This is a genomic window from Paracoccus shandongensis, from assembly GCF_017315735.1.
Classification (GTDB): Bacteria; Pseudomonadota; Alphaproteobacteria; order Rhodobacterales; family Rhodobacteraceae; genus Paracoccus; species Paracoccus shandongensis.
On the sequence record NZ_JAFLRK010000003.1, the window covers coordinates 84,911 to 106,353 of the forward strand.

The window sequence follows — 21,443 nt, forward strand, 5'->3', positions numbered from 1 at the left end:
TCGCTTGCGTCCTTGCCGCCTGCGGCTCAGGCCGTTCGGTTTTCCGTCAGCCCCAGTTCCTCGACCATGGCCTTGCGCATCAGGAACTTCTGCGCCTTGCCGGTCACGGTCATCGGCAGGTCCGCCTTGAAGCGGATGTGGCGCGGCACCTTGTAATGGGCCACCCTGCCCCGCAGGAAATCGCGGATCTCGCCCTCGGTCGCGCTGGCGCCGGGCTTCAGGACGATCCAGGCGCAGACCTCCTCGCCGAACTTGGGGTCGGGGACGCCGAAGACCTGGGCCAGCTGCACGGCGGGGTGCTGGAACAGGTATTCCTCGATCTCGCGCGGATAGATGTTCTCGCCGCCCCGGATCAGCATGTCCTTGAGGCGGCCGACGATGTTGCAATAGCCCTCGGCGTCCAGGGTGGCGAGATCCCCCGTGTGCATCCAGCCGTCCGCGTCCACCGCCTCGGCGGTCTTGGCGGGCTCGCCCCAGTATCCCTTCATCACCGAATAGCCGCGGGTGCACAGCTCTCCAGTGACGCCGACGGGGACGGTGTGGCCCCCTTCGTCCACCAGCTTCACTTCCAGATGCGGATGGACGCGGCCCACGGTGGTCACGCGCTTGTCCAGGGGATCGTCGGTATGGGACTGGAAGGACACGGGCGAGGTTTCGGTCATGCCATAGGCGATCGTCACCTCGCGCATGTGCATCTGGTCCACGACGCGGCGCATCACCTCGATCGGACAGGGGGCGCCCGCCATGATGCCGGTGCGCAAGGACGACAGGTCATGCGCCAGGAAGTTCTGGGAATCCAGCATGGCCGAGAACATCGTGGGCACGCCGTAAAGCCCGGTGCAGCACTCGTCGGCGACCGCGTTCAGCACCACGTCGGGGTCGAAGCCCTCGCCCGGAAAGACCATCGCCGCGCCCTTGCTGACGCAGCCCAAGACGCCCATGACCATGCCGAAGCAGTGATACAGCGGCACCGGGATGCACAAGCGGTCCTCATGCGTCAGGGCGATGGTGGCGGTGGTGAAATGGCCGTTGTTGACGATGTTGCGGTGGCTCAGCGTCGCGCCCTTGGGCAGGCCGGTGGTGCCGGATGTGAACTGGATGTTGATCGGGTCGTCCGTCCGCAGCGTCCGGGTGATCGCGTCCAGCCGGTCCGTGTCGGCGGGCGTATCCGCCAGGTCGGCGAAGTTCAGGATCCCGGCGGTCGAGCGGCTGGCCCCCATCCGCACCACGATGCGCAGGTCGGGCAGGTTCGGCGCCATCAGCGCGCCGGGGGCGCAGAAGGCCAGTTCCGGCGCGACATGCTGGATCATGTTGACATAGTTCGAGGTCTTGAAGCTGTCCGCCAGGATCAGGCAGCGCACGCCCACATGCCGCAGGGCGTATTCCAGTTCCCCCGCGCGATAGGCGGGGTTCACGTTGACCAGGATCGCGCCGATGCGGGCGGTGGCGAATTGCGTCAGCACCCATTCGGGGCGGTTCGGTGCCCAGATGCCCACCCGGTCCCCGCGCGAGATGCCCAGGGTCAGCAGCCCCGTCGCCAGCCGGTCCACGGCGGCGGAGAACCCGGCATAGGTCAGGCGCAGGCCGTGTTCGGGAAAGACCAGCGCCTCGCGGTCGCCGTGGTCCCGCACGGCGGCGGCCAGCAGCTGGGGGATCGTCTCGTCGCGCAAGCTCAAGTCGGTGCGGCCCTGAACGCGGCTTTCGCCTTCGCTGCGGGGGGCCAGGCCATAGATCGGCACGGGTGGTCTCCTCTCCTCGTCCTCAATTGCGGCCCTGGGGACCGCGAGGGGCCGCGCTGGTGCACGGCCCGCCCTGCCCGCCGTCAGCGGGCTTCGTTCACGATATGGATTTGCGTGAATTCGGCCAGTCCTTCTTTGCCCTTCTTGACGCCGAAGTCCGACTGCTTCGCCCCGCCGAAGGGGATGTCCGGGCCGAAGTCGAGGACACCTCAGTCAAGCAGCGTGCAGCCGCGATAAGGGCGTAGTGGATCTGCGAACAGCCCCTGAAAAAGCCTGGCACCATCGGCGGCAGCTACTGCTGGATGCTTTCCAGATAAAGCGCGATCGACATGATCTTGCCCCGGACTTCGATCACCGTGTCCCGAGCATTGCCGCGCCCGCCATGCTCATACGAAAACAAAGTGCCGAAGATCGGCATCACGCCTTCATGCCCGCGCATTCCGGTGCGGCCGTCGATGATATGGATCACCTCGAGCATCGGAAACTTGCCGTCATTGCGCGCGGAAAGATCGGTCAGCGCCGGAACAGGGATCTTGAACACCTCGGCCACGGGTCCTTTTCCATCAGCCTTGGCGCCGTGGCATCCGCTGCAGGAACCGTCATAAAGATCGGCTCCAACGTCCCTGTCTTGTGCAAACACGCCCCCGCCAACAAGGATCAGGGCGACGATAAGAAGACGGCTCATCTTGGTGCTCCCGATAAGACATCGACCACGCTAGCATGAATCCCCGTCTGTCGCGAAGCATTGACCGCCATCATTGCCAAGCGTGCCCCGATGATCGGACAGGGGCCAAACCGCCTTCCTGCGCCACCCGACAGGCTCTGGGCCAGGCTGGTGGCGCGTGTCGCGCGGCTGAGCCGCGTGATCGGTCTGGCCTCGCGCAGTAACATCACCGCAAGGCAGACGGGGGGCAGCAGCTTTCCGCAGCCGGGATCATGCCCGCCCCAGCCACAGGGCAAATCCTGAAAGCCCCAGGAACATCGAAGCAAGAACCAGGATCGCGCCTGCCATGCCGATCGCAACGAAGACGCCGTCGCGCTGCACCAGGCCCCAGGCCTGCAAGGCCAGGCATATCGCTGGCGGCACGTTGAAGAGAGGGAAGGGCAGCAAAAGGATCACGGACAAAAGCAGGCACAGCCCACCCACGGCACGGTCCTGCTTGACGATGCTGGTCCAGCGTGGCCTGGACAGGCGCTCGCCCCGCGCTGCCAGATCAGCCAACCGTATCCGGGCAATGTTGACCAGCCGCGGCGGCAGCGGATAGCGCCCGAGCGAGACCGGCAGGCCCCCGTTCTCACCGTGCAGCATCAGATGGAAGGAGATCGCGGCCAAGGGCAAGCCCAGGATGGCCGCAATGCTGGGCAACGGCAGCGGCAGCGCCTCTGGCAGCGCCAGGACAAGCAGCGCGAGGCCGTGCGCGCGCGTGCCAAGCTCACCAGCCAGATCCGAGATCGACATGGGACGGTTTTCGGGCAGGGCGCGCAAGCGGGCTGAAAGCGGCTGTTCGTTCCGGTGTGCCACATCACCTGCCAAGGACCATTGATGCCGATCAGGGCTTTTGCAGTTGTTCAAGGTACAGCGCAATCGTCAGGATGCGTCCCTTACGGTCCACAATCGCGGTCCCGCCATGAGAGCCCAGGTTCGCTTCATCGAAAAGCGGACCGAAGTCCGGCATCGGTCCACCGTGCGGCTTGTCTTCGCGCGCACCGTCAAGCGGGTGGACCCCATCGGGCATCGGGAACGCGCGGTGACGATCAGCGCCAGCGGCACCACGCCACGGGACGGCACCAAGCCAGGGGCAGGCGAAGACGGCAGCAAGGCGTCAGGTGGCCTTTTCCGGTCCGGCAGCGGTCTTTCTGAAAGAACTGCTTCCGGCATCCCGTTCTGCGGCAGCAACATGCCTTTTGACAGCCAGAAAACTGTCCGGTGTGACCGAGATCGAGTCGATCCCCGCCTCGACCAGAAGTCGCGCGAAAGCCGGGTCGCTGCTGGGCGCTTGGCCGCACAAGCCGATCTTGCGCCCCGCCCGATGGGCTCGGGCGATCACCGTCTCGATCATCCATCGCACAGCGGGATCGCGTTCATCAAACAAGGCGGCAAGTTCTGCCGAGTCGCGATCCACCCCTAGCGTAAGTTGCGTCAGGTCGTTTGATCCGATGGAAAATCCATCGAAGCGGCGGGCGAATTCGTCAGCCAGGATCACGTTCGAGGGGATTTCGCACATCACATAGACCTCAAGACCATCCTGCCCCCGCACCAGCCCCGCCTCGGCCATAATCGCAAGAACCTGGTCGGCCTCCGCTGGCGTTCGACAGAAAGGAACCATGACGAGAACGTTGCGAAAGCCCATTGTCTCGCGCAGGTGGCGGATTGCACGGCATTCCAGCAGAAAGCCATCCCGGTAGCGCGGGGAGTAATAGCGCGAGGCGCCCCGGAACCCGATCATCGGGTTCTCCTCGGTTGGCTCGAACTGTGCGCCGCCCAGAAGTCCCGCGTACTCGTTGGTCTTGAAATCGCTCATGCGGATGATGGCGGGATGGGGATGCACGACTGCCGCGATGCGCGACAGGCCCCGCGCCAGGCGGTCCACAAAGTAATCCTCCCGGTTTGCATATCCCTGGGTCAGGGCCTCGATCTCGGCCTTGGCAAGCGGATCCTGCAAGGCGTCGTAGCGGGTCAGGGCAAGGGGGTGGACCCTCACGGCATTGGAAACCACGAACTCCATCCGCGCGAGACCAACCCCGTCAGAGGGTAGCCACCACCAGCGGAAGGCCGCGCCAGGATCGGCCAGGTTCAGCATGACGCGCGTGTTCGTTGCCGGGACTGCGGCGGGATCAAGCTCCTCGACCTGGAAGTCGGCCGCTCCCTCGTAGACGATGCCTTCCTGGCCCTCGGCGCAGGACACCGTGACCTGCTGACCGTCATGGAGAAGCCTTGTCGCATGTCCCGCACCGACGATCGCCGGCAGGCCCAGCTCTCGGCTGACGATCGCAGCATGAGAGGTGCGGCCACCGTGGTCGGTGACGATGGCAGCGGCCCGCTTCATGACCGGCACCCAATCAGGATCCGTGTTGGAGGTCACGAGGATGGACCCATCGACGAAGCGGCCCATGTCCCGTGGGCTTTCGATCGAGCAGACGGTGCCCGAGACCACCGTCTCGCCAATGCTGAGGCCGCGGAGCAGCTCACGGCCGTGCTGCCCGATGCGATAGGACAGGACGGTGCCCTTGCCTGCTGAACGAACCGTCTCGGGGCGGGCCTGCACGATGAAGATCAGGCCCGTATCGCCGTCCTTGGCCCATTCGATGTCCATGGCTCGGCCGTAATGGCGTTCTATGACGCAGGCCTGCCGGGCAAGGTCCAGGATTTCCTGGTCGGAAAGGACAAAGCGCCCGCGCTCATCCTCGGAAGTCAGGATGTCGCGGGTCGGGGTGTCGCCATCCTGTCCATAGACCAGCTTGTGTTCCTTGGTGCCCATCTTCTTTTCCAGAATGGGCACAAGTCCGGGTTGGTCCAGCAGGGGCTTGAACACCTGGTATTCGTCGGGGCTGACCGTCCCTTGGACGACCGTCTCGCCCAAACCCCAGGCTGCGTTGACAAGAACGACCTTGTCAAAGCCCGACTCGGTGTCGATCGAGAACATCACGCCCGCCCCGCCCGTGTCGGAACGGACCATGTGCTGCACGCCAACCGAAAGCGCAACCTTGCTGTGGTCGAAGCCCTTCAGGGACCGATAAGTGATCGCCCGGTCGGTGTAGAGGGAAGCATAGCAGCGCCTGCAGGCTTCCAGCAGGGCGGCTTCGCCACGTATGTTCAGGAATGTTTCCTGTTGGCCGGCGAAGCTTGCGTCGGGCAAGTCCTCGGCGGTGGCGCTGGATCTTACGGCAACAGGGGGATCGGTCAGGCCCGTGCGGCGGGCAAGTTCTCGATAGCCGGCCAGGATGGCATGCCGCGCGTTTTCGGGCCAATCCCCGGCCAGAATGGCGGTGCGAATGGTCTGGCCCGTCTCGGCCAACGAGCACTCATCCGCCTCAAGGCGGGTCAGGATCTTCCTGATATGCTCGTGCAGGCCGTTGAGGGCGAGGAAGTCCCGGAACATGTCGGCCGTCGTGGCAAAGCCCGGCGGAACCCGGATGCCCGCGCCGGAAAGCCCAGCCACCATTTCGCCCAAGGAAGCGTTCTTTCCGCCAACCGTCGGCACGTCCTTTCCGGAAAGATGCTCGAACCAGATCACAAGGGGCAAGGAACGTGACATGGAAGCCACCACAAGGGGGATAGGGGTTGCCCTTCCATTGTGCCACGTTGCAGGCGTTTCTTCCATCTTTCGTCATTGCTGCCGGACCCCTATTGCCGACAACAAGCGGCGCTTGTTCTTTCTGATGTCAGTCTCGGCGCGCAGGGTCGCACGGACACCTGGTCCGCTTGCTGGAACGCTGCCTTGTCCCGGTTTTGCGGCTGCAGGGATCTGTTGCCACGCCCATATCGGACGTGGCGGGCCATGTCCGGGACGATTCCCGGCAAAAGCTCTGGTGCATGATATCCATCAAGGCGGAGGGGGCTGAAGAAGCGATCCCGAAAGGAGAATGGATCCGACCATGCCCATCCGTGATGATCGTCTTCGTGCCCTGGGGGCTTTTCAGAAACGGTTGACGGGGATCTTCAGGTAGCTGTGCCGGTCGGCCTCGGGTGCGGGCAGGCGCCCGCCGCGCAGGTTGATCTGCAAGGCGGCAAGGATCCGGTCGGGCAGCGGCAGGGTGGCGTCGCGTTCGTTGCGTTTCTTGATCCAATCCTCGCGCCGGGTGCCGTCCTTGACGTGCCTGTTGCCCGCGCGATGCTGGGCGACGGTCGCCTCCCACTGGGGCTCGTCGCGGTCGTCGGTGCCGTAATCGTGGCCCACGAACAGGCGCGTGTCCCTTGGCAGGGCCAGGATCGCCTGGATCGAGTCCCACAGCTGTCCGGCATCGCCGCCGGGGAAATCGGCGCGCGAGGTGCCCACGTCGGGCTGCATCAGCGTGTCATGGGTGAAGGCCGCGTCCCCGCAGACATAGGTGATCGAGCCCAGCGTATGGCCGGGCGACAGCATCACCCGCACCTCCAGTTCGCCGATGCGGAAGGTCTCGCCGGCGGCGAACAGGCGGTCGAAGTCGCGGGCCGGATCGAAGGCGTCGGGCAGGTTGTAAAGCTTGGCCCAAAGCCTGGCGATGTCATGGACCTTGTCGCCAAGGGCTGTCGGCGCGCCGGTGCGTTCCTTCAGATGCGCCGAGGCCATGACGTGATCGGCATGGGGATGGGTGTCGAGGATCCACCGGACCGTCAACCCGTTCTGCCGCACAAGGTCCAGCACCTGCTCCATGCTCTCGGTCGAGAAGCGGTAGTTCTTCGGATCGAGGTTCCAGACCACGTCGATCAACGCGGCCTGCCTTGTCGCGGGATCGGCGCAGACATACTGGATCGACCCGGTGTCTGGCTCGTAGATGCCCCAGACATCGGGGCTGCCCGCGCCTGTCGAAGGCGAGTGACGGACCACCCGCTCCTTCAGTTTCGATGTGCTCATCATGGCGCTCCCTTGGCTTGCAGGTAACCGCCTGCCTTGATCCGGCCGCCCAGCCACAGACCCGCCAGCATCGCGGGCAGAAAGATCAGGGTTCCCGGCGCCAGCAGCGGCAGGGCGGTGATGGCCGGGCCGGGGCAGAAGCCGCCGATCCCCCAGCCGATGCCAAACAGCGCCGCACCGGCCAGCAGGGGCTTGTCGATGGCGCGGTTCCCGGGGATGTCGAAGGTCCGGTCCAGCACCGGCGTCCCGCGCCGCCAGACCAGGCGATAGCCCGCAAGGGCGGTCAGCAGGGCGCCGCCCATCACGAAGGCCAAGCTGGGATCCCAGCTTCCCGCCAGGTCCAGGAAGTTCAGGACCTTGGCCGGGTTGGCCATGCCCGAGACCACCAGACCCAACCCGAAAACCAGGCCGCTGAGAAAGCCCCACAGCACACGCATCACGCACCTCCCAGGATGTGGCGCAGCACGAAGACGGTGGCAAAGCCCGCCGCCATGAAGGTGGCGACCGCCGCCAGCGACCGGCCCGACAGCCGCGCCAGTCCGCAGACCCCGTGCCCCGAGGTGCAGCCCGAGCCAAGCGCGGTGCCCGTGCCCACAAGCAGTCCGGCCAGGGCCATGCCGCCCCCGTTGCCGGGAACCGACTGCGCAATCGTCCCGCCCAAGGCGATCACCACCAGCGGCGCCAGGATCAGCCCGGCCAGAAAGGCCCACCGCCAGTCGCGGTCCTTCGCCGCGCCGGGCAGCGCCAGGGCGCCCTGGATAATTCCGGAAATCCCGGCAATGCGGCCAAACAGCCCCATCACCATCACAGCGCTGAGCCCGATCAGCACGCCGCCAAACAGCGAGGCCCAAGGGGTGAACGCGGTCTCGATCCCGATCTCCATGCATTTCCTCCGTGTCTTGCGGCCACGCTTGCCTGATCCGCCTGCCGGGTTTATATATTAATCATGTCTAAATCAGTCAATGCTAATATAATAAGTCGGGACACGGCGACCCATGCCCTGCGGGACCGCGCCGATCACGTGGCCGGGCGGCTGGCCCTGGTCGCCAATGCCAAGCGCCTGCTGATCCTGTGCGAACTGACCAAGGGTGAACGCTCGGTCGGTGCGCTGCAGCAGGCCGTGGGCCTGAGCCAGTCCGCGCTGAGCCAGCACCTGGCCAAGCTGCGCGAGGCCGGGATGGTCGACACGCGCCGCAAAAGCCAGACCATCTTCTATCGCATCAGCGACCCCGACCTGGAGATTCTCATGGCTGCGCTTTATGATGCCTTCTGCAAGGATCTGGAAAGTCCGACTGAGCCTGCGCTTGGATAAGGCACGAGGACTGACGACATGGGTGGTCCTTTCGAGACGCAAGCGGGTCAGACAGGCAAGGGCTGGATCATGGCGCGGGGCTGGCCGGCCTCTTCCCACAGGAAGGCCAGCGTGACCGGCAGGCGGAAGCGGCGGGGTCCGGCTGCGCCGGGGTTCAGCCAAAGGGTGCCGCCGGTGTCCTCGATGCCGGGCCTGTGGGAATGGCCCGAGACCGCGACGTTCCACCCCTCGGCTGCCGGATCGGCCCGCAAGGCCTTGCGGTCATGGATCATGTGGATCCGCAGGGCTCCCATCGTGAGGCTTACCGTTTCGGGCAAGGCCTCGGCCCAGGGACCACGGTCGATATTGCCGCGGATGGCCGTCACCGGGGCGATGCGCGCCAGCGTGTCAAGGTGGGCGGGATCGCCGATATCGCCCGCGTGCAGGATGCGGGTGACGCCGGCCAGAGCCTCCAGCGCCTCGGGGCGAAGCAGGGCGTGAGTATCGGAGATGACGCCGATGCGCTGCCCGGCAGATGGCTGGATGAGTGGTTGCATGGGGCAGCTCCTGTTGGGCATTGCACGCCGGTCGCGCGTTTGGCGCCGGTTAACGGCATGGCTGCAGGCCTGTTCCGCGTCGTACGACACTGATTATCAGCCGTAGCCTTCATGGGTGCGGCCCCGACCAAAACAGAGGTTGGTTTGTCTTCATTTTTGGTTATATTGAAGACGCCAATAGCGACAGGAGGCCAGTTGTGTCCCGCATGACAACCATGACCGTCAGGGTTGGAGGTGCCTTGAGCGACTTTGTAGCCGCGAATGTAGGTGAGGATGGGTCCTATGAGAACGTCAGCGAATACATCCGTGACCTGATCCGGCGAGACAAGGAGCGGGCCGAGCGCGAAGCGTTTGATCGGTTGAAGGCCGAACTGACCCGCGCCTTCGCAGCGCCCGAAGACAGCTACAAGCGACTGACAGCGACTGAGGTCATCGCCCGGAACCGGCGCGCTTGAGCCCATGACGATCCAAGTCCAAGAGGCAGCATCCCTCCGCCTTGACGAGATCTACCTCTACACCCGTGACAGATGGGGCGAGGCGCAGGCTGAGACCTACATAACCGGCCTGTTTTCTGCGTTCCAGCAACTCGAAACGGGCGGTGTGATGTCGCGGCCCGTGCCGGCCGAGTTCGGGGTGGAGGGGTACTTTTTCCGCTACGAGCGGCATGTCGTATATTGGAAGCGGCTCGCCAATGGCGACATCGGCATTGTCACGATCTTGCATGAACGAATGCATCAGATCGACCGGTTCAAGGACGATTACTTCGGTTGAGGTAATACTTACGAGGCTGATACAACGGTCCAAGATCAGGATGACCAGGGCCGCATCCCGGCTCTTGCCGAGACGGCGCGCCAGGCTGCGACCGGTCGACGCCGGCCCTTGCCGTGAGCCTAGACCCCTGCCCCTCCTTTGTGCCTTTGTGCTGCGCCGCCTGTCTAGATCCGAGCCATACCGCAGGGGCGCAATAGGCCGGCCGCACGGATTCCATCTCGGCCTTTCGGGTAGCGATCGCTTGCGAGGGTAGCCAGGTTGTCCAGCCGCGCGCAGACCCGGTCTGGCGATGTGTGCAATCCCACACCAGCAGCAGAATGCGTGTCAGTCACAGGCGTTTCCAGCAGACTGCGGAAGTAATGCTAGGACATGAGGTACAAAAGCGTCCCTTCATCGCCACACAGGAATGACAATCCACAATTTTCTTGCTGCACTCGTTCATAAATGCAAATTTGGCATATGGAAGCCCCTGAAGATCTTGTATGGTCGGAAGCAATTAGGTGCACCAGCACCATACAAGAGACGAAAAGCCCAGGAAATCGGGCGGCAGACGAGGACAAGATGAACGATCTCAGCCTGCTCAGGCGCAGCTTCGATTCGGACCGTATCACGGAATTCGCCGAAAGCCTCGCCACGTCTCTGGACCGGCAGATGAAGAACGCCTTCCGGCCGGAGGAAAGAAAGGCCTTGCGCTTGTTCTCGGCCCGCGAGGTCTGCGAACTGACGGGGATCTCCAACTCGAACCTCAACACCCGCTTGGCAGACGATCCTGATTTTCCCCAGCCAACCCTGGACAAGCGGGGCCATCGTTGGTTCAGCGCCGAGGCGATCGACCAGATCCGCGACCACATGTTCCGCACCGGCAAGAAGGACCTGACCTATCGGCCAGGCCGCCATCCGGGCGACGCCATGCAAGTCATCAGCTTTGTAAATTTCAAGGGAGGGTCGGGCAAGACCACCTCGGCGGCGCATGTTGCCCAGAAGCTGGCCCTCGATGGCTACCGGGTCCTTGCCGTCGATCTGGACGCCCAAGCCAGCCTTACGACGCTTTTCGGCTATCGTCCGGAACTGGAGTTTCAGGAGAACGGCACGGTCTATGACTGCCTGCGCTACGACGAAGAGCAGGTGGGTATAGAGCACATCATCCTGAAGACCTATTTCCACAATCTGGATCTGGCGCCAGCCGGCTTGATCCTTGCCGAATACGAGACGAATACGGCCTATGCGCTGAGCCAGCGGATCACGCCCAACTTCGCTGAGCGGCTGTCGATCCAGCTGGATCGGGTCCAGGACCGCTATGACGTGGTCATCATCGACTGCCCACCGCAGCTGGGCTTTACGACTCTCTCGGCGCTCGCGGCAAGCTCCGGGCTGATCGTCACGGTCGTACCCAGTATGCTGGACATCGCCTCCATGTCGCAGTTCCTCAGCCTCGCGGGCGACCTGTTCCGCACAATCCAGACCCATACCAGCCGGTCGGAGCCGATCTCCTGGAACTTCGTGAAGTTCCTGCTGACCCGCTATGAGCCCTCAGATGGCCCGCAGACCCAAATGGCAGCCTATCTCCGGACCATTCTGCAGGACGAGGTGCTAACCAATCCGATGCTGAAGTCCACCGCCATCAGCGATGCAGGCATGACGCAGCAGACAGTCTTCGAGATCGATCCCGCAAAGCTCCTGCGCAAGACGCTCGACCGGGCAGTGCAAAGCTGCACGGCAGTGACCCAGGAGGTCGAGGGTCTGATCCAGCGGTCCTGGGGGCGTGTCTGATGGGACGCAAGAACGTCTTCGAGACAGCTCTCGACGCAGCCGCCCCCCCTATCAGCACGGTCGCGCTGCGCAGGCAGGGCGCCCCTTCGATGGCCACGCTCGGCAACACGCTGCGCGACATGTCTGCCAGCGGGATCCAGGAACTCGACCCTTCGTTAATCGACGAGTCGGGCATCCAGGACCGCATCACACTGGAGGCGGCCGACATAGCCCGCCTCGCTGAGAGCATCCGCACCCATGGGCAGCAGGTGCCCATCTTGGTGCGGCCCCATCCAGACAGCATGAACCGGTTTATCATCGTCTATGGCCGCCGCCGTCTGGCCGCAGTGCGCAGTCTCGGCAACGGGATGCGTGTCAAGGCGATCGTTCGCCATTTGGCCGAGGACGCGGCAATCATTGCACAGGGGCAGGAGAACAACCTCAGGGTCGATCCCTCTTATATCGAAAAGGCCCTCTTTGTCCGGGAGCTTCGAGAAGCGGGATACCAGAACCAGGTCATCCAGGATGCCCTGGGCCTTGACAGGACGGCTATCTCGAAGATGAACACCGTTGTCGACAATGTCCCGGTCGAGGTCATCTTCTTTATCGGCGCCGCGCCCGAGATTGGCCGCAGGCAATGGACCGAGCTAGCCTTCCTCGCGCGCGAGCATGGCATCGATCTTCTGTCCCTCGTGCCGGAAAAGAGCGACACGCCCTCTACTGGGTCAGAACGATTCGAGAACATTCTGTCGCAGGCGCGGGGACTGGCCGGTCTTGCCGACGCCCCGGTGGCGCCTGTGCCCGAGCGCAAAGCCGCTGTGCCCGCGGTCACAGCGGTGAAAGACAGGGCGCTTGGTTCCGACATCCGCCGTTTCGATCTTGGCGGGCGGCATCTCGGGACCATGAAAAAGACCGGCCGTAGCCTTTCGCTGAGCGTCTCGTTGAGGCACCAGCCCCAGTTCGGACAGTGGTTTGAGGAAAACGCGGACGAGATCGTCCAGATGATCCACGATCATTGGTCGAAGAGCCGGGGAGAGGGCTGAGCCCCTTCCCTTTGATCAACACGAGCAAAACAGAAAGGAGCGCAACGGAGACCGAAAAAAGAAAGAGCCCCCCGAAGTCACCCTCGGAAGGCCCCGCTAGTTCTCGATTTTTGCACCTTCATTACTAGCAGCCTCCATTGTGCCCGTCAACAACAACCGATTCGGTTGGCGGGAGAAGTTTGCCTACGTTTCTGAGAGATCTCGGGCAGACGCTGGTGACGCATGGGCTTACGGTCCCCCTGCGGAGCAGGATGACATTTCAACGAGCAATTCCGCAGGCCATTGGCCTCGCGATGAGCCCGGCTGCGTTTGCAGCCAAGGCCGACGAAATATGGGGCATCTTCCGGGTGCTTCGCGATGCCGCGCCTCGTCTAGGCATCAAGCCCAAAGTAGTGCAGACCCTGTCCGCGCTTCTCAGTTGCCTTAAGCCCGGCCGTGGCATGATCTGCTTTGCCTCGAATGCTGAATTGCAACGCCGACTTGCCGGAGTCAGTGACAAGACCATCCGCAGGCACATTGCTGATCTGGCCGAGGCCGGGGTAATCCAGCGGCGCAGCAGCCCCAACGGAAAGCGATACAGCACCCGCGATCCGCAAAGCGGTGCCATCGAAGCTTACGGGATCGACCTGTCGCCAATGATCGAGAATCGCGAGCGGTGGTCCAATGCCCTTGCCGAGGCTGAGCGCGACAAGGCTCATATGAGGCATCTTAGAACCAAGATCCTCGCACGGCTTGCGTGGATCGATGACCGCGGGCACGATGGAATTGATACCACCGTCGCACGGAAAATGCTGCGCCGCACATCGCTGACGCCTGCCCTTCTCGAAGAGATCCTTGCCGAACTCGACAACAGAATGCGGGAGGAGGATGAGCCACAGCCCCCCTACCCTTCCGATGCGCCGGAGATCAAAGATAGCCGCACAGATCCGATGACCGCCACTGCCGGTCAAAATGACCGACATCTTCTTAAGTCTTACCCTGAAGACCATGAATCAGACTTGCGTAAGGAATCTGAGAAAGCACCTGAAGACGGTGAGCAGAGCATGCTAGTGAAACTACAAATAGGCTGCCCAAGCGCAATGGAGTTCGCACTGGAGCCTGTCACCACATGGGACGCCGCAGATAAGCACGCTCGCATGCTGGCGCCGATGATCGGCATCGATCAGGCTCTCCTTGCCCAGGCCAGGGAACGCTTGGGCCTCCGCGATGCTGCCATCACTGTCTTAGCCATGGTGCAGCTACAACCCCGCATCCGCAACATGCAGGCTTATTTCCGCAGCCTTGTTTCTGGAAAGCGGTCTGTTCGCTTCAATCCCGTCACCTTGCTGGAACGCCTTGTAGCAGGCTCGTCCGCGTTGTCCCGATGTATTTGATGTGATCTCAGATAATCTGGCGACGGTAGCCGCGCATAGTTAATTTCAGCAGAGTATGCGAAGGTTAGCAATTCGGCGACCCATTGTGCCCGCGAGCACAATGGGTTCTAGACGGGACAGTTTTTCTCCGTTAAAAATACTTGGTTGCGTCTCTTCCATCTCTGCCTGGAACAGCAACCGCCAGGAGCCTTAGAACACCTAACGAAACCGTCTGATCTGATTGAGGCAGATGAGGGCGCAGCCGAGGGTAATGAATGCCTCGTGGATGTCGGCGCGGCGCTCGTAGCGGATAGACAAGCGGCGGAAGCGATTGAGCCAAGCCAGCGTTCGCTCAACGACCCAGCGGTGCCGGCCCGGCCTTTCGCTGCTGTCCAGACCACGCTGCGCGATGCGGGGGTGTAATTGAGCGGGCTCGGTACTGGGTTCGGCAGCTGCGGTTGTCGTAGGCCTTGTCGGCGTGGAGCTTGTCGGGACGCTTGCGCGGGCAGCCGCGGCCGTGGGGCAGGCCCGGCACGGCATCAAGGGCGGGCGCCAGCATCAGGCTGTCATGCCGGTTGCCGGGCTCAGCCGCGCCCCGCGCGGGGCGCCCCGTCGGTCGACTACAAGGTGGCGCTTTGTGCCCGATTTTCCGCGATCCGTCGGATTCGGGCCGATCTCGGCGCCCCCCTTTCCGCTGGTACGGCGGCACTGTCGTGGGAGGCCCGGCTCCAGTTCAGCTGTCCCGCGTCCCAGAGGCATTCCAGCAGCACGCGGTGGAGCCTGCTCCAAACGCCAGCTGTCTGCCAATTACGAAGTCTGCGCCAGCATGTCATGCCAGAGCACCCGAACTCGCGATGCAGCATCTCCCAAGGGGAACCTGAGCGGAGAACGAAGATGATACCAGCCAGAGCCAAGCGATCATCGCACCGCGGGCGACCACCCTTCGGCTTGGCTGGCTCGACAGGCAGCAGCGGCGCGAGCGCCGCCCACAGATCATCCGATACAAGGGGCTTGCTCATGTCCCTTCAACGCACGAGAGCCGGTTTTGTTAAAGCGTTTCGGTAAAAACGTCAATCGCGAAGGGATTCCCACACGGCGCGGTCTGTGCTCCTCTTGTTCGGGGAGGATGGATCATGTCAGCACCTTTGCCGAATGCGCTCCGTACGCGGTTTCAGCGGTATATTGAAGAGGGACTGAGCGGCCGTGCTGCAGCCATGCGCTTGAAGGTGTCAGCTGCAACAGGCGCACGGTGGGCACGGTGGGCACGCCTGATCCGGACACGGGGTCACGCTCATCCCGCGCCTCAGGGGCGCTCTCTTGGGCGAGGCAAGCTCGCGCCCTATCAGGCGTTTTTCGAGGAACTGGTCACTCAGGATCCTGACATCACGCTCTTCGAACTACGCGACGTCCTAGCGATAGCGGAAGGTGTCGAAGTTCACCATTCCTCCATTGCCGCGCTGCTGTCCCGGCGCGGCTTCACCTATAAAAAAAATCGCTGGTGCCAGCGAACGGGGCCGCGCAAGGGTAAGGCGGGCCCGGCACGATTGGTTGACGCGCCGCTTGCCTGCAATGCGGCGTCAGCCGGAACGGCTTGTGTTCCTTGATGAACCGCAGGTCCGCGCAGCGAGACGTCCATCAAGACCAACTTCACCCGCCTGCGTGGTCGCGCTCCTTGCGGTGAGCGGCTCGCCATGGACGCGCCCTTCGGAGACTGGAACAGCCAGACCTTCATCGCGGGATTGACCCAGAACGGCCTGATTGCCCCTTGGGTCATCACGGGGGCGATGGACGGGCCTGCCTTCGCCGCCTACGTCGAAAAGGTTCTGGTGCCGGAACTGTTGCCCGGCACTGTTGTCATCCTGGACAACCTCGCGACGCACAGGAACGTCGAGGCAGCCAAAGCCATCAAGCACAAGCAGGCTGGCTGTTGGTTTCTCTTCCTGCCGCCATATTCCCCAGACCTAAACCCCATCGAGCAGGCGTTCTCGACGCTCAAAGCGCATCTGCGCAAGGTCGGCGCACGCGCCTTTACCGAACTGTTCAACGCGCTCCGAGACATCTGCGGAATGTTCACGCCCGCTGAGTGCTGGGACTACTTTCAGGCAGATGGCTATGTCGCAGGTTAATCCCGAACGGCTTTAGATGCTCTTAGGTCGCTATGTAGCGCAACAGTCGAGCAGGCTAGTTTCAGTAGTGGAATTGAGACCTTTGTTGTGAATGTCATCGGACACTGTGACCGCGGTCACAGTGACTTGCAGGCGGGGCTGCTATTGAAGCCCAAATTTTCATTTGGTGCGGGCAAGCCACCGAAAGCTTGCCAACTTAAAACCTCCGCACCAGGACAGACGAGATCATGCCACTGTGCCCGCGGGCACAGTGCTGCGACCGCGCGACCGCAGCGGGATTCAAACTGGCCGAACTGGTGCAGTCGATCCGCGATATCGGCCTGTCGAACCCGATCCGGGTGGAGCCGGGCAGGGAAGGCCGCTACGAACTGATCCAGGGCTGGCGCCGCCTGACTGCCTATCGCAAGCTTCTGAAGAACACGGCGATGCGGAAAGCTGGGACAGCATTCACGCGGGCATCGCCGCGCGGGGCAATGCGCTGGAACAGTTCTATCGCCGCACGGTCAATAACAACATGGTCTGCAAAGACATCTCGTTTACAGAAATGGCGCATCTGGCGCTGCATTTTTCGATGGACCTGCATACCGCCGAATACGATCCCGACAGCGTCATGGCGATCCTGTTCAAGTTCTAAGGCTATCAGAAGCGCAGCTATATTCGCAACTTCATCCGCTTGGTCTAGGCTCTCGGCGAGGTACTGAAGTATCCCATAAATCCCCTGCGGCCCACGTCTGGCCAATGCCATCATGGTCGAACTGAAGGACTGGGACACACGGTCGAGGACGAGTTGTACGTGCTGCGCCGCTTTGCGGGGCAGGGGAGTGACGCGCCCGAGAACACGCCCGGCCCTAGCCGGCGGCCGCGCCAGGCCGAACTTCCGGATCCCGCGTCTCCAGGACGGCGCAAAATGCACTGCCGCCAAAGGCCGCTTGGAAATCCGCCTGCCGCGACCTTTCAGCCATCGACCGCTGCAAGCTAGAAGCCACCGTGGCCGCGCTTCTGGACCAGATCGGCTACGGCAGGGGCCCTTGCCCCTCAGTCGTGCCGTCAACCATCCCCATCCTTTCGGCCCTTTGAAACAGCATCCTGACGGTGGAGGGATACCATTTGCTGTTGCCGCGAGGGGTGGGTTCGCGCATGGCTTCTAGCCGGTCGGCGATGCCTTTCAGGGTTAGGTGAGGATCGGCATGGCGCATTCCCGCGACGATGGCCATCAAGCAATCGCCTGGATCGCGGCGCGGCGCGCGTTCCAGCACCGAGGGCGGCAGCAGCCCGTCGCAGACATAGCGTTTGGCGGCGCGCTTCAATCGCTCGACCAACCACGGCTGGCTGCCTAGATTGCCCCGCGCATTCAGTAGCCGCGCCAGATCCTCCCAGGCCATGTCGGGACGGTAGCGGCGCACCAGGGGAAGCCGGGTCCAGGCCGTGGCCTCGAGCTTGCGGATCGCGTCGCGATCGCCCGCCCGCAGCGCCGGGTTGCCGCCGATCCGGCCCTGCGCGCGGGCCGAACGCAGCCCCGCCTTGGTGCGCTCGCGGATCAGCGCGCGCTCCAGTTCCGCCACCGCGCCCATCACCTGCAACGAGAACGTCCCCTGCGGCGTGGTGGTGTCGATGGGATCGCCCAGCGATCGGAAATGCGCCCCCCGCACCTTCAGCCGCTCGATTACCTCAAGAAGATGCGACAGCAAGCGGGCCAGCCGGTCCAGGCGCACCACGACAAGCGTATCTCCAAGCCTGATGGCCCCCAGCAGCCGCCCAAGCGCCAGGCGCGCGCGGTCGGCGCCCGAGGCATGTTCCTGGTGGATCATGGTGCAATCGGCTGCACGCAGGTCATCGCGTTGCAGGTCAAGCGTTTGTTCGCCCGTCGAAACGCGGGTATAGCCGATCAGCGCCATGAACGGGGCCGTTGTCTAAGTAAGTTCAGGGGTGTTTTACAATTACTGAAGGCATAAGGAAACGGCCGTTTGAAGATCATTTTCGGTTCAGGTCTGTTCCGGGTCAGGCGGGTGAACAGCCAAGCATTTGCCTGCGCCGGTGCTGCTGGCGGGCTTCTCGGCGTCTGCGGTCTCGCATGGTGGCTGCATTAGGCTGGATGCTCTGTGCTGTTCAAAAAAAGTGCCTGTCCGGCTTTGCTGGTAAACCGCAACTTGCATGAAAATAGCGGATGTGAAGCTGGAAACCACTTCTTTCCTGATCGAAAAACGGGCAGCCCCATGAAGCGGATTTCCGGCACAAGCGATCCGTCGTGACAACCAAGACCGTGGCGCAGCCGGATGCGGCAGGTCTTTCCATCCCCGGCCTGTCCCGCAGCGCCTCGAGCGGAACCCGCGCTCAAGGCGCCGACAGCTCGATCCGCCAGCCGCCCGAGGCGTTGACCTGTACGCGATAGGTGCCGGGGGTTTCGATCAGGAAATGCCCCATGCCTGCGCCGCCGTGGTGCAGGTTCTGGACCACCGCGCCGGTGGCGTCGTCCAGCAGATAGGCCACCAGGATCGCGTCGTCGCTTTGAAAGCCCAGCATCTGCGGCCGGGTCACGGTGAACGGTCCCGCCATGCCGCTGCCCTTGCCACTGAAAGCCGCCATGCCCGGCACCGGCAGCGCGTCGTAGCAGGCCAGCCGCGCCCCGTCGTCGGACAGGGCGCGGCAGGCGGCAAGGTCGGCATGGGCGGGCACGGCCAGCAGCCCCGCCAGGATCACCAATCGACGGGGCACCCGGTGCAGTTCTCCATGTGCACGCCTTCCCAGATGGTGAAGCGGTTGGTGTTGTCGCCCAGCGTCGCATTGGCCAGGTCGGCGTTGTAGAATTTCGCCTCGGACAGGTTGGCGGCGACAAGGGTCGTGCCGACCAGGCGGGCCTTGTTGGCCCAGACGGCTTCCATCGACACGGCGGTCAGGTTCGATCCGCTGAAGTCGATCCCGGCCATGCGGGAATAATCCAGATCCGCCCCCGTCAGGTCGGCGTCGCGCACGGTGGCGCCCTGCAGATAGCTTTCCGACAGATCCGCCCCCCGCAGGTCCGCGCCGGTCAGCGTGGCCCCCTTCAGAAGCGCGCCATGCAGGTTCGCGCGCACCAGCCGCGCCCCGGTCAGGTCGGCGCCGTTCAGGTTCATGCCCGACAGATCCTGGTGGCTCAGATCGACACCCGGGCAGGACGCGCCGGGTTTCAGTTCGCAGCCGTTGACGGTCTGCGGGCCGTCCGGGCGGTCGTCGGTGTCGGTGATGACCGGATAGCTGGCATTGGGCGCCAAGGCCTGCGTGTCTGCCATGGCGGCATGAACGGGCGATGCGGCCAGCAGCAGGGCCAGGGCGATGGAATGGCGATACATGGTTTCCCCCGTGGAAAAAGGGGCGGGGGCGCGATGCCCCCGCCGCCGCCGTCAGTTGGCCGAGGCCAGCAGTTCGTTGGGGATCTCGAAGACCCAGAACGACCCGCCCTGGCTGACTTGGGTGGTCAGCTGCGCCATGTCGCCGCCCCACAGCGGAACCGCCCCGCCATAGCCTGAGGCGATGCCCAGGTATTGCTTGCCGTCCATTTCCCAGGTGATCGGGCTGCTGACGATCCCCGAGCCGGTCTGGAACTTCCACAGCTCCTCGCCCGTCTGGGCGTTGAAGGCCTTGACGTAGCCGTCCGAGGTGCCGGTGAAGACCAGGTTCCCGGCCGTGGCCAGGGTGCCTGCCCACAGCGGGAATTCCTCCTTGTGTTCCCAGACCTTCTCGCCCGTGGCGGGGTTGAAGGCGCGCAGGGTGCCGATGTGGTCGTCATACATCCGCTTGATGCGGAAGCCCTGGCCCAGATAGGCCGCGCCCGCCTGGTAGGTCACGTTTTCCGTCCAGTAATCCTCGGTCCAGTTGTTGGCGGGGATGTAGAACAGGCCGGTGTCCTGCGAATAGGCCATCGGGTTCCAGTTCTTGCCGCCCAGGAAGGGGGGCGAGACCTGGATGGTGGCGCCCTTCGTCTCGCCTTCTTCGGGCAGGGGGGGACGCTGGCCCTCGACCTCGATGGGGCGGCCGGTTTCCAGGTCGATGCCCTTGGCCCAGGTGATGTTGTCCACGAAGGGGAAGGCGTTCAGAAGCGCGGTGGGCTTGTTGATCCCGGTTCCGCGCTCGGCCAGCTTGTCGGTGTCGGTCACATAGAAGAAGCCGTTGCGGTCGGCATGCGCGCCCGCGCGGTGCTTGTTGCCGTCCTTGTCGGTGTAATCGAACAGGATGATCTCGTTGTTGCCGGAAAAGTCCCAGGCGTCGTTGGGGGTGTGCTGGTAAAAGCCCACGACCTCGCCGTTGGTCGGGTTCACATAGGCCTGACCCGAGGTATAAAGGCTGTCGTAATCCTTGAAGTTGCCGTCCTGCGACCGGGCCCAGGTGTTCCAGGGCGCGGGGTTGCCGGTGCCCACGACAATGGTGTTGGTGGCCACGTCAAAGGCCGCCGACTGCCAGGGCGCGCCGCCGCCGTGGTTCCAGGCCTCGACCTTGGAGCCATCGGGATTGACCGGCCAGCTTGGCGCCGAAGGATCGCCCGTGGGCGTGCTTTCCGCGCCCGCCAGCGTGCCCTTGTGCCCTTCGACAAAGGGGCGCATCCACAATTCCTCGCCCGTGTCGGGGTCGCGGGCGTAAAGGCGGCCGATGACGCCGAATTCGTCGCCCGAGGAACCGTGGATCAGCATGACCTTGCCGGTTTCCTGGTCCTTGATGATGGTGGGCGCGCCGGTCATCGTGTAGCCGACCTTGTGATCGGCGAATTTCTCGCGCCATTCGACCTTGCCGGTGTCCTTGTTCAGGGCATAGACGCTGGCGTCCAGCGCGCCGAAGAACACCTTGTCGCCATAGATCGCGGCGCCCCGGTTCACCACGTCGCAGCAGGGGCGGATGTCGTCGGGCAGGCGGGCCTCGAACTTCCATTTCCGCTCGCCCGTCTTGGCGTCAAGCGCCCACATCCGGGAATAGCTGCCAGTGATATAGACCGTGCCGTCATGGACGATGGCCTGGGTTTCCTGGCCGCGCTGCTTTTCGTCGCCGAAGGAAAAGGCCCAGGCCGGGCGCAGGTGCCTGACGGTGTCCGCGTTGATCTGGTTCAGCGACGAATACCGCTGGGCGTTGTTGCCCATGCCGTACATCAGCACGTCACTGGTCGTCTCGTGGTCGTTCAGGATGTCCTCCCAGGTGACATCCTTGGCGAGGGCGGCAGACAGGCTGCCCGCGACCAGCAGCGCAAGGGCGCTGACGGACGGGATGGTGAAAGACTTGCGCATTCTCTCCTCCTTGA

Annotated in this window: 22 protein-coding genes and 1 pseudogene; 8 read left to right on the plus strand and 15 right to left on the minus strand. The window is 63.5% G+C overall.

All coding sequences use genetic code 11. The annotated features are described in order from the left end of the window. Positions 1 to 26 precede the first annotated feature (26 nt). The 9 genes from JX613_RS04040 to JX613_RS04080 form a co-directional block, all read right to left on the minus strand. Entirely contained in the window at positions 27 to 1,739 is a 1,713-nt protein-coding gene (locus tag JX613_RS04040; RefSeq protein WP_336512264.1) for an AMP-binding protein, read from the minus strand. An 83-nt stretch (positions 1,740 to 1,822) separates the two neighbouring features. Beyond that, complete coding sequence (locus JX613_RS04045; RefSeq protein ID WP_207100300.1) at positions 1,823 to 1,924, minus strand: hypothetical protein; 102 nt, start codon at positions 1,922 to 1,924, stop codon at positions 1,823 to 1,825. A 107-nt stretch (positions 1,925 to 2,031) separates the two neighbouring features. Continuing rightward, on the minus strand, positions 2,032 to 2,424 hold the full coding sequence (locus JX613_RS04050) for a c-type cytochrome (protein ID WP_207100185.1): 393 nt from the start codon (positions 2,422 to 2,424) through the stop codon (positions 2,032 to 2,034). Positions 2,425 to 2,673: 249 nt separating this feature from the next. Next, on the minus strand, positions 2,674 to 3,261 hold the full coding sequence (locus tag JX613_RS04055) for an exopolysaccharide biosynthesis protein (protein WP_336512267.1): 588 nt from the start codon (positions 3,259 to 3,261) through the stop codon (positions 2,674 to 2,676). A gap of 28 nt (positions 3,262 to 3,289) precedes the next feature. Beyond that, a complete protein-coding gene (locus tag JX613_RS04060) occupies positions 3,290 to 3,475 on the minus strand; it encodes a hypothetical protein (protein WP_207100187.1) in 186 nt (61 codons plus the stop codon). A gap of 87 nt (positions 3,476 to 3,562) precedes the next feature. After that, the gene (ppsA, locus tag JX613_RS04065; protein ID WP_419538806.1) at positions 3,563 to 5,974 is read right to left on the minus strand and encodes a phosphoenolpyruvate synthase; all 2,412 of its coding nucleotides are present in this window, start codon (positions 5,972 to 5,974) and stop codon (positions 3,563 to 3,565) included. Positions 5,975 to 6,376: 402 nt separating this feature from the next. Continuing rightward, the gene (locus tag JX613_RS04070) at positions 6,377 to 7,294 is read right to left on the minus strand and encodes an MBL fold metallo-hydrolase (RefSeq protein WP_207100189.1); all 918 of its coding nucleotides are present in this window, start codon (positions 7,292 to 7,294) and stop codon (positions 6,377 to 6,379) included. Then, positions 7,294 to 7,731, minus strand: coding sequence for a DUF6691 family protein (locus JX613_RS04075; RefSeq protein WP_207100190.1), 438 nt, complete (start codon positions 7,729 to 7,731; stop codon positions 7,294 to 7,296). The genes JX613_RS04070 and JX613_RS04075 overlap by 1 nt, the downstream gene beginning before the upstream one ends. Beyond that, positions 7,731 to 8,177 (minus strand): YeeE/YedE family protein, encoded by a 447-nt coding sequence (locus JX613_RS04080; protein WP_207100191.1) that lies wholly within the window; start codon positions 8,175 to 8,177, stop codon positions 7,731 to 7,733. The genes JX613_RS04075 and JX613_RS04080 overlap by 1 nt, the downstream gene beginning before the upstream one ends. A gap of 63 nt (positions 8,178 to 8,240) precedes the next feature. Between JX613_RS04080 and JX613_RS04085 the strand changes: the two genes are divergently transcribed. Next, positions 8,241 to 8,606, plus strand: a complete 366-nt coding sequence (locus JX613_RS04085; RefSeq protein ID WP_207100192.1) for an ArsR/SmtB family transcription factor — start codon at positions 8,241 to 8,243, stop codon at positions 8,604 to 8,606. A 47-nt stretch (positions 8,607 to 8,653) separates the two neighbouring features. On the opposite strand, the gene JX613_RS04090 is transcribed toward JX613_RS04085, so the two are convergent. Continuing rightward, entirely contained in the window at positions 8,654 to 9,142 is a 489-nt protein-coding gene (locus tag JX613_RS04090) for a metallophosphoesterase family protein (protein ID WP_207100193.1), read from the minus strand. Between the two features lie 197 nt (positions 9,143 to 9,339). Between JX613_RS04090 and JX613_RS04095 the strand changes: the two genes are divergently transcribed. From JX613_RS04095 to repC, 5 genes are all read left to right on the plus strand, one after another. Continuing rightward, a complete protein-coding gene (locus JX613_RS04095; RefSeq protein ID WP_207100194.1) occupies positions 9,340 to 9,597 on the plus strand; it encodes an addiction module antitoxin in 258 nt (85 codons plus the stop codon). A gap of 4 nt (positions 9,598 to 9,601) precedes the next feature. Continuing rightward, positions 9,602 to 9,913, plus strand: coding sequence for a type II toxin-antitoxin system RelE/ParE family toxin (locus tag JX613_RS04100; RefSeq protein ID WP_207100195.1), 312 nt, complete (start codon positions 9,602 to 9,604; stop codon positions 9,911 to 9,913). A 561-nt stretch (positions 9,914 to 10,474) separates the two neighbouring features. After that, the gene (gene repA / locus JX613_RS04105; protein ID WP_207100196.1) at positions 10,475 to 11,683 is read left to right on the plus strand and encodes a plasmid partitioning protein RepA; all 1,209 of its coding nucleotides are present in this window, start codon (positions 10,475 to 10,477) and stop codon (positions 11,681 to 11,683) included. Further along, positions 11,683 to 12,705: a plasmid partitioning protein RepB gene (gene repB / locus JX613_RS04110; RefSeq protein ID WP_207100197.1), complete on the plus strand. Its 1,023-nt coding sequence runs from the start codon at positions 11,683 to 11,685 to the stop codon at positions 12,703 to 12,705. Before repA ends, repB begins: the two co-directional genes overlap by 1 nt. Before the next feature lie 251 nt (positions 12,706 to 12,956). Beyond that, entirely contained in the window at positions 12,957 to 14,078 is a 1,122-nt protein-coding gene (gene repC, locus JX613_RS04115; RefSeq protein WP_207100198.1) for a plasmid replication protein RepC, read from the plus strand. 198 nt (positions 14,079 to 14,276) lie between these two features. Here repC and JX613_RS04120 read toward each other — a convergent pair. Further along, a pseudogene (locus tag JX613_RS04120) lies at positions 14,277 to 15,076 on the minus strand (IS5 family transposase). A gap of 615 nt (positions 15,077 to 15,691) precedes the next feature. On the opposite strand from JX613_RS04120, the gene JX613_RS20350 reads away from it, so the two are divergent. After that, positions 15,692 to 16,183, plus strand: a complete 492-nt coding sequence (locus tag JX613_RS20350; protein ID WP_419538808.1) for a transposase — start codon at positions 15,692 to 15,694, stop codon at positions 16,181 to 16,183. Positions 16,184 to 16,410: 227 nt separating this feature from the next. Continuing rightward, positions 16,411 to 16,884: a ParB N-terminal domain-containing protein gene (locus JX613_RS19715; protein WP_237168344.1), complete on the plus strand. Its 474-nt coding sequence runs from the start codon at positions 16,411 to 16,413 to the stop codon at positions 16,882 to 16,884. Positions 16,885 to 17,196: 312 nt separating this feature from the next. Here the strand turns inward: JX613_RS19715 and JX613_RS04135 are convergent, their stop codons facing one another. From JX613_RS04135 to JX613_RS04150, 4 genes are all read right to left on the minus strand, one after another. After that, positions 17,197 to 18,078 carry a recombinase family protein gene (locus JX613_RS04135; RefSeq protein ID WP_207100199.1) on the minus strand — a complete coding sequence of 294 codons (882 nt, stop codon included), beginning with the start codon at positions 18,076 to 18,078 and terminating at the stop codon, positions 17,197 to 17,199. A 436-nt stretch (positions 18,079 to 18,514) separates the two neighbouring features. Then, complete coding sequence (locus JX613_RS04140; protein ID WP_207100200.1) at positions 18,515 to 18,895, minus strand: hypothetical protein; 381 nt, start codon at positions 18,893 to 18,895, stop codon at positions 18,515 to 18,517. After that, positions 18,877 to 19,509 (minus strand): pentapeptide repeat-containing protein, encoded by a 633-nt coding sequence (locus JX613_RS04145; RefSeq protein WP_207100201.1) that lies wholly within the window; start codon positions 19,507 to 19,509, stop codon positions 18,877 to 18,879. Before JX613_RS04145 ends, JX613_RS04140 begins: the two co-directional genes overlap by 19 nt. A 51-nt stretch (positions 19,510 to 19,560) precedes the next feature. Further along, entirely contained in the window at positions 19,561 to 21,429 is a 1,869-nt protein-coding gene (locus JX613_RS04150) for a PQQ-dependent methanol/ethanol family dehydrogenase (RefSeq protein ID WP_207100202.1), read from the minus strand. Between the last annotated feature and the right edge of the window lie 14 nt (positions 21,430 to 21,443).

Coding starts and splice junctions, on each gene's coding strand:
- JX613_RS04100 (WP_207100195.1), top strand. CDS start 9,602: ATGACGATCCAAGTCCAAGAGGCAGCATCCCTCCGCCTTGACGAGATC.
- JX613_RS04050 (WP_207100185.1), bottom strand. CDS start 2,424: ATGAGCCGTCTTCTTATCGTCGCCCTGATCCTTGTTGGCGGGGGCGTG.
- JX613_RS04145 (WP_207100201.1), bottom strand. CDS start 19,509: ATGTATCGCCATTCCATCGCCCTGGCCCTGCTGCTGGCCGCATCGCCC.
- repB (WP_207100197.1), top strand. CDS start 11,683: ATGGGACGCAAGAACGTCTTCGAGACAGCTCTCGACGCAGCCGCCCCC.
- JX613_RS19715 (WP_237168344.1), top strand. CDS start 16,411: ATGCCACTGTGCCCGCGGGCACAGTGCTGCGACCGCGCGACCGCAGCG.
- JX613_RS04080 (WP_207100191.1), bottom strand. CDS start 8,177: ATGGAGATCGGGATCGAGACCGCGTTCACCCCTTGGGCCTCGCTGTTT.
- repC (WP_207100198.1), top strand. CDS start 12,957: ATGACATTTCAACGAGCAATTCCGCAGGCCATTGGCCTCGCGATGAGC.
- JX613_RS04090 (WP_207100193.1), bottom strand. CDS start 9,142: ATGCAACCACTCATCCAGCCATCTGCCGGGCAGCGCATCGGCGTCATC.
- repA (WP_207100196.1), top strand. CDS start 10,475: ATGAACGATCTCAGCCTGCTCAGGCGCAGCTTCGATTCGGACCGTATC.
- JX613_RS04060 (WP_207100187.1), bottom strand. CDS start 3,475: ATGCCCGATGGGGTCCACCCGCTTGACGGTGCGCGCGAAGACAAGCCG.
- JX613_RS04075 (WP_207100190.1), bottom strand. CDS start 7,731: ATGCGTGTGCTGTGGGGCTTTCTCAGCGGCCTGGTTTTCGGGTTGGGT.
- JX613_RS04150 (WP_207100202.1), bottom strand. CDS start 21,429: ATGCGCAAGTCTTTCACCATCCCGTCCGTCAGCGCCCTTGCGCTGCTG.
- JX613_RS04085 (WP_207100192.1), top strand. CDS start 8,241: ATGTCTAAATCAGTCAATGCTAATATAATAAGTCGGGACACGGCGACC.
- JX613_RS04135 (WP_207100199.1), bottom strand. CDS start 18,078: ATGGCGCTGATCGGCTATACCCGCGTTTCGACGGGCGAACAAACGCTT.
- JX613_RS04070 (WP_207100189.1), bottom strand. CDS start 7,294: ATGAGCACATCGAAACTGAAGGAGCGGGTGGTCCGTCACTCGCCTTCG.